This is a genomic window from Mycolicibacterium agri (genome assembly GCF_002553505.1).
GTDB lineage: Bacteria > Actinomycetota > Actinomycetes > Mycobacteriales > Mycobacteriaceae > Mycobacterium > Mycobacterium agri.
This window is the reverse complement of the sequence record NZ_PDCP01000155.1, coordinates 1-6,845: the sequence shown is the minus strand read 5'-3', so window position 1 is coordinate 6,845 and position 6,845 is coordinate 1. Positions and strand designations below refer to the sequence as shown.

At 66.2% G+C, this 6,845-nt stretch carries 7 protein-coding genes and 1 pseudogene; all 8 read left to right on the top strand.

The genetic code is table 11. From position 1 onward, the window contains the following. Positions 1–173, top strand: a pseudogene (locus tag CQY20_RS35815) (XshC-Cox1 family protein); the annotation flags it as partial. A 60-nt stretch (positions 174–233) separates the two neighbouring features. Further along, entirely contained in the window at positions 234–1,106 is an 873-nt protein-coding gene (locus tag CQY20_RS32855) for an FAD binding domain-containing protein (RefSeq protein ID WP_097945374.1), read from the top strand. Between the two features lie 24 nt (positions 1,107–1,130). Further along, a complete protein-coding gene (locus CQY20_RS32850; protein WP_097945372.1) occupies positions 1,131–1,616 on the top strand; it encodes a (2Fe-2S)-binding protein in 486 nt (161 codons plus the stop codon). Beyond that, complete coding sequence (locus tag CQY20_RS32845) at positions 1,613–4,006, top strand: aerobic carbon-monoxide dehydrogenase large subunit (RefSeq protein WP_097945370.1); 2,394 nt, start codon at positions 1,613–1,615, stop codon at positions 4,004–4,006. Before CQY20_RS32850 ends, CQY20_RS32845 begins: the two co-directional genes overlap by 4 nt. A gap of 11 nt (positions 4,007–4,017) precedes the next feature. Then, positions 4,018–4,794, top strand: a complete 777-nt coding sequence (locus CQY20_RS32840; protein ID WP_097945369.1) for an XdhC family protein — start codon at positions 4,018–4,020, stop codon at positions 4,792–4,794. Continuing rightward, positions 4,776–5,369: a nucleotidyltransferase family protein gene (locus CQY20_RS32835; RefSeq protein WP_097945368.1), complete on the top strand. Its 594-nt coding sequence runs from the start codon at positions 4,776–4,778 to the stop codon at positions 5,367–5,369. Before CQY20_RS32840 ends, CQY20_RS32835 begins: the two co-directional genes overlap by 19 nt. Continuing rightward, entirely contained in the window at positions 5,366–6,262 is an 897-nt protein-coding gene (locus tag CQY20_RS32830) for an AAA family ATPase (RefSeq protein WP_097945366.1), read from the top strand. The genes CQY20_RS32835 and CQY20_RS32830 overlap by 4 nt, the downstream gene beginning before the upstream one ends. Then, positions 6,259–6,845 (top strand): SRPBCC family protein (locus CQY20_RS32825; RefSeq protein ID WP_097945364.1); only part of this gene is annotated, 587 nt, incomplete at its 3' end. The genes CQY20_RS32830 and CQY20_RS32825, both read left to right, overlap by 4 nt.

The following is a 6,845-nucleotide window of genomic DNA, read 5'->3' as shown; positions in this document are numbered from 1 at the left end:
AGACCGCGGTGTCGATCGCGGCTGAGATCATCGCGTGCCAGTGGGGTGGTGGCGGGCGTCCGCTGGCCCAGCTCGGTGGCCGCATCCATCACGAGTGGGGGTCTGACGTGGGCAAACGCGGCTCCGATTACGGATCAGACCCCGAGTTAAGTGATTCCTTAACTCGCTATTGACGCCATCGCGGCGGCAACGGAAACTAGCCACTTCAGCCACGACGTTGTGAGGATGATCACATGCAAGTGCCCGGACCATTCGAGTACGAGAGAGCCACGAGTGTGGCCCATGCCGTGAGCCTTCTGGATCGTCTGGGGGACTCGGCGATGATGGTAGCTGGCGGTCACAGCCTGCTGCCGATGATGAAGCTGCGCATCGCCAACCCCGAGTACCTGGTCGACCTCAACGACCTGGTGGGTGAACTCGGGTACATCACCGTCGAACCCACGGTGGTGCGTCTCGGCTCGATGGTGCGGCACCGCGAAGCGCTCCAATCCGCCGACCTCAACGCAGTATGCCCGATCTTCCGCGACGCGGAACTCGTCATCGCCGATCCGGTGGTGCGCAACCGCGGAACGGTCGGTGGATCGCTGTGCCAGGCAGATCCCTCCGAGGACTTGACGACAGTCTGCGAGGTGCTGAACGCGACGGTCGTGGCGCAGGGTCCAGCCGGGCGGCGCGAGCTGTCGATGGCCGAATTCCATGTCGGGCCGTACGAGACATCGCTGGAGCCCAACGAGTTGCTAGTCGAGGTCAAGATTCCGCTGCGCGCCAACACGTCGAGCGCCTATGCCAAGGTCGAGCGCCGGGTCGGTGACTGGGCGGTCGCGGCCGCCGGGTCCTCGGTGACGCTCGACGGCCCCACCATCGCCGCTGCCCACTTCGGTCTCACGGCTGTCAACCCGGACGCCGAGGCATTGGCCGCTGCCGCTGCCGCGATCGTGGGCAAGCCTGCCAGCGAGGAAACCTTCGCGGAGGCGGGACGCGGTGCCGCAGCGGCCTGCGAGCCGACCACCGATCAGCGCGGCAGCGCCGACTACAAGCGTCACCTCGCGTCCGAACTCACCATCCGAACCCTCCGCACCGCCGTGGCGCGCGTGCTGAACGCCTGATCTGAAGAAAGGGAATTCACGACGATGCAAGTGACCATGACCATTAACGGTGAGTCTGTGACCGCCGAGGTCGAACCCCGTACGCTGCTCGTGCACTTCCTGCGGGATCAGCTGGGCATGACTGGAACTCACTGGGGCTGTGATACCAGCAACTGCGGCACGTGTGTGGTGGCACTCGACGGCGAACCGGTGAAGTCCTGCACGATGCTGGCTGTGATGGCCGGTGGTCATGAGGTCACCACGGTCGAGGGCCTGGAGAAGGACGGCAAGCTGGATCCGGTTCAGGAGGGCTTCATGCAGTGCCACGGCCTGCAGTGCGGTTTTTGTACGCCGGGCATGATGATCACCGCTCGGGCGCTGCTGAACAGCAATCCTGACCCGTCCGAAGACGAGATCCGGGAAGCCATTTCGGGACAGATCTGCCGGTGCACCGGCTATACGACTATTGTCCGCTCGGTTCAGTGGGCGGCAAAAAGCGAGGCTGCCCATAAGGATGAGGTGAACGCATGACGACTGCAGACGTTATCGAGGATAACGAGACGGCCGACAACGACAAGAAGCCGTGTGGTTACGGCCGGATGCTGCGCAAGGAGGATCCCCGGTTCATCCGGGGCCGCGGGAACTATGTCGATGACGTGCAGTTGCCGGGTATGTTGCACCTGGCGATCCTGCGCTCGCCCTTCGCGCACGCCAACATCGTTAGCGTCGATATCTCGGCGGCGCAGGCACATCCGAAGGTCAAGCTGGTGGTGACCGGCGCGATGCTGGCGGAGAAGGGGCTGGCGTGGATGCCGACCCTGTCCAACGACGTGCAGGCCGTGTTGGCCACCGACAAGGTGCGTTTCCAGGGCCAGGAGGTGGCGTTCGTCGTCGCCGAGGACCGCTACTCGGCGCGCGACGCGCTGGAACTGATCGACGTCGAATACGAGCCGCTGGATCCAGTCATCGACGTGCGCAAGGCGCTGTCGCCGGAGGCTCCGGTGATCCGCACCGACCTGGACGGCAAGACCGATAACCATTGCTTCGACTGGGAGACCGGCGATGCGGCGGCCACCGATGCTGCTTTCGCCAAGGCTGACGTCGTGGTCACCCAGGAGATCATCTACCCGCGGGTGCATCCGTGCCCGATGGAGACCTGCGGGGCGGTCGCTGATCTCGACCCGGTGAGCGGCAAGCTGCGACTGTGGTCCACCACGCAGGCCCCGCACGCGCACCGCACTCTTTATGCGTTGGTGGCGGGCTTGCCCGAACATAAGATCCAGGTCATCTCGCCTGACATCGGTGGTGGTTTCGGCAACAAGGTGCCGATCTATCCGGGTTATGTGTGCGCGATCGTGGGTTCGCTGCTGCTGGGCAAGCCGGTCAAGTGGATGGAGGACCGCGCGGAGCACTTGATGTCTACCGGCTTCGCGCGTGACTACGTCATGCTGGGTGAGATCGCGGCCACCAAGGACGGCAAGATTCTGGCGATCCGGTCGAACGTGCTGGCCGATCACGGCGCGTTCAACGGTACTGCGGCTCCGGTCAAGTACCCGGCCGGGTTCTTCGGGGTGTTCACCGGCAGCTACGACATCGAGGCCGCCTACTGCCACATGACCGCTGTCTACACCAACAAGGCTCCCGGGGGTGTGGCCTATGCCTGTTCCTTCCGGATCACCGAGGCCGTCTACTTCGTGGAGCGGTTGGTGGACTGTCTGGCCTTCGACCTGAAAATGGACCCCGTCGAGTTGCGGCTGCGAAACCTGCTGAAGCCCGAGCAGTTTCCGTACAAGTCGAAGACCGGCTGGGTGTATGACTCGGGTGACTACGAGAAGACGCTGCGGCTGGCGATGGACATGATCGGCTACGACGCGCTGCGGGCAGAGCAGGCCGAGAAGCGCGCCCGCGGCGAGCTGATGGGCATCGGGGTGTCGTTCTTCACCGAGGCCGTCGGCGCGGGCCCGCGCAAGGACATGGACATCCTGGGCCTGGGCATGGCCGACGGCTGCGAGCTGCGGGTGCATCCGACCGGCAAAGCCGTTGTGCGGCTGTCGGTTCAGACCCAGGGGCAGGGCCATGAGACGACGTTCGCCCAGATCGTCGCCGAAGAGCTGGGCATTCCGCCCGAGGACATCGACGTCGTGCATGGCGACACCGATCAGACCCCGTTCGGGTTGGGGACCTACGGCAGCCGGTCCACGCCGGTGTCGGGCGCTGCGGCCGCCCTGGTGGCGCGCAAGGTGCGCGACAAGGCCAAGATCATCGCCTCGGGAATGCTGGAAGCCTCGGTGGCGGACCTGGAGTGGGAGAAGGGCTCCTTCCGGGTCAAGGGTGACCCGGCGGCATCGGTGACCATCCAGGACATCGCGATGCGCGCCCACGGTTCGGCAGACCTGCCGGAGGGCCTGGAGGGCGGCCTCGACGCCCAGATCTGCTACAACCCGGAGAATCTCACCTATCCCTATGGCGCGTATTTCTGTGTGGTGGATATCGACCCCGGGACCGCGGTGGTGAAGGTGCGCCGGTTCCTGGCCGTCGACGACTGTGGCACCCGAATCAACCCGATGATCATCGAAGGTCAGGTGCACGGCGGCATTGTCGATGGGATCGGCATGGCGCTGATGGAGATGATCGCCTTCGACGAGCAAGGCAATTGCCTCGGCGGTTCGCTGATGGACTACCTGATCCCGACCGCCATGGAGGTGCCGCACTTCGAGACGGGGCACACGGTCACGCCGTCGCCGCACCACCCGATCGGCGCCAAAGGTGTCGGCGAGTCGGCCACCGTCGGGTCACCGCCGGCGGTCGTCAACGCGGTGGTGGACGCGTTGGCCCCCTTCGGGGTTCGCCACGCAGACATGCCACTCACGCCGTCGCGGGTGTGGGAAGCCATGCAGGGCAGAGCGACCCCGCCGATCTGATGAGTACCGCTATGACGATGACTGAACGCGCCCGGGAGCTGCGGCTGGCACGGACTCCGTTTGTGCACGCCACGGTGGTGCGGGCCCAGCAGCCGGCCTCGGCTCACCCCGGCGACGAGGCGATTCTGTTGTCCGACGGCACCATCGAGGGTTTTGTCGGCGGGCAATGCGCGCAGGGTTCGGTCCGCGAGGCGGGGCTGGGCGCGTTGCAGGCAGGCGCGAGTGTGTTGCTGCGCGTCCTGCCCGCCGGTGATGTCGACTTCCCGGACACCCCCGGTGCGTGCGTGGTGGTGAACCCCTGCCTGTCCGGCGGGGCGCTGGAGATCTTCCTGGCGCCGCAGGTGCCCGCGCCGCTGATCCGGATCTGTGGCGGCACGCCGATCGCGCACGCGTTGGCGGACATGACCGTCGCGCTGGGATACGACGTGCAGACCGATGATTACGACGTGTCGGGGCCGGCCACCGCGGTGGTGATCGCCACGCACGGTGGACCTGAGGCCGAGACGATCCGGGCGGCGCTCGATGCCGATGTGGGATACATCGGGCTGGTGGCCAGTGAGATCCGCGGCGCTGCCATTCTCGATGAGCTCGGCCTGACCGAGTGTGAGCGTAAACGGGTGCACACCCCGGTCGGGTTGCCGATCGGTGCCGAGACGCCCGCCGAGATCGCCATTTCCATTCTGGCGGAGGTGATCCGGGAGATCCGGACGGGCGGTGCGAAGCCCGCCGCGCCGGTACTACCGCTGGCGCAGGAACCGAAGGGCGGCGCATGCTGCGGTCACGAGTGACCGGCGTGGTGCTGGCGGCGGGCTATTCGCGCCGGCTGGGTACTCCCAAACAGTTACTGCCGCTGGGCGATACCACCTTGCTCGGAGCGACGCTGGCGATGGCCCGGCGGTGTCCGTTCGACCAGTTGATCGTGACGCTTGGCGGCGCTGCGGACGAGGTCCTGGAGAAGGTGGAGTTAGACGGCCTCGACATCGTGCTCGTCGACGACGCAGGGTTGGGGTGTTCGTCTTCGTTGAAGTCAGCGCTGACGTGGGTGGATCCGACCGCTGAGGGCATCGTGTTGATGCTCGGCGATCAGCCCGGGATCACGGCGTCGGCGGTGGCCAGCCTCATCGCCGGCGGGCGCGGGGCAACGATCGCGGTGTGCGAGTACGCGAACGGTATCGGGCATCCGTTCTGGGTGAGCCGCGGGGTATTCGGCGACCTGGCCGAACTGCACGGTGACAAAGGCGTGTGGCGGCTGATCGAATCCGGGCGGTTCGGCGTGCGTCGGATCCGCGTCGACGCCGACGTTCCGCTGGACGTCGACACCTGGGACGACTACGAGCGACTGCTGGCATCGGTGGTGCGATGACCGACCCCGCAGGCGGGTTGTTCGACGACATCGGCGACGTGGTCCGCCGTTTCGACGAGTATGACTATCTGCTCGATACCGGGACCGCCTCGGCGCTCTTCCTGGCGATCGCGCTGGGGCGGCCGTTGCTGCTGGAGGGCGAGCCCGGTGTCGGTAAGACGGCCGCCGCGAAAACCCTTGCCGCAGTGCTGGATGCGCCGCTGCTGCGGTTGCAGTGCTATGAAGGGCTGACCGCCGCCGAAGCGCTCTACGACTGGAATTATCAGCGGCAGCTGATGAGCATCCGGGTGGCCGAGGCGCATGACGCGGCCATCACCGAGGCCGACCTCTACACCGAGGCGTACCTGGTGGACCGTCCCATCCTGCAGGCGGTGCGCTACCGCGGGCCGGGCGTACCGGTGCTGCTGATCGACGAAATCGACCGGGCGGACGACGAATTCGAAGCGCTGCTGCTGGAATTCCTGGGCGAGGCGGCGGTCACCGTCCCCGAACTGGGCACCTTCGCGGCACCCCGGACCCCGATCGTTGTGCTGACCTCCAACCGCAGCCGAGATCTGCATGATGCGTTGCGGCGACGCTGTCTCTACCACTGGATCGACTACCCGGCGCCCGAACGATCCGCGGCGATTGTGCGCCGCAGCGTGCCGGGGGCAACCGCGGCGCTGATCGCCCACGCGGCCCAATTCGTCGGCCAGACACGCGGTCTGGACATGGACAAGCCACCGGGTGTCGCCGAGACCATCGACTGGGTGGCCGCGCTCGTCGCCCTGGGCGTCGCCGATCTGACCGCACCCGACGCGGACGCAAGCTTGGGCGCGTTGGCGAAGACGCCCGATGACCGTGACACGGTCGCCTCCGCTTTCGCGGACTACACGAAAGGTATTTGCCGATGAAGATTAGCAACGAATTCACCGTGAGCGCTTCGCCCGACGAGGCGTGGAAGTTGTTGATGGACCTGGAACAGGTCGTGCCATTGATGCCGGGTGCGTCGTACCTGGGCCAAGACGGCGAGGACTTCCTGGGCAAGGTGAAGATCAAGGTCGGCCCGGTGACCAGCGAGTTCGGTGGGAAGGCCCGCTTCCTTTCCAGGGACGACACGCTGCGCCGGGCACTGGTCAGCGCCAGTGGTAAGGAAGCCCGCGGCTCGGGCAACGCGTCGGCGACTATCACGCTGGCAGTACATGAGGCCGGCGAGAACAACAGCCGGGTCACCGTCGACACCGACATGCAGATCGTCGGCAAGCTCGCCCAGTTCGGCAGCGGGATGATCCAGCAGGTGTCCGAGAAACTACTCGCTCAGTTCGTGGAGAGGCTGGAGGCCAAAATCGCCGGCACCGGCGAGGAGCCGGAGACGGCACCGGGTGTCGCAGCGTCCGGCGCACGTGCCGTGGCCAAGCCGGTTGCCGCAGTCCAGTCCGAACCCGAACCCATCGACCTGCTGGACCTCGCCGGTGGCGGTGCGCTGCTGAAGTACGG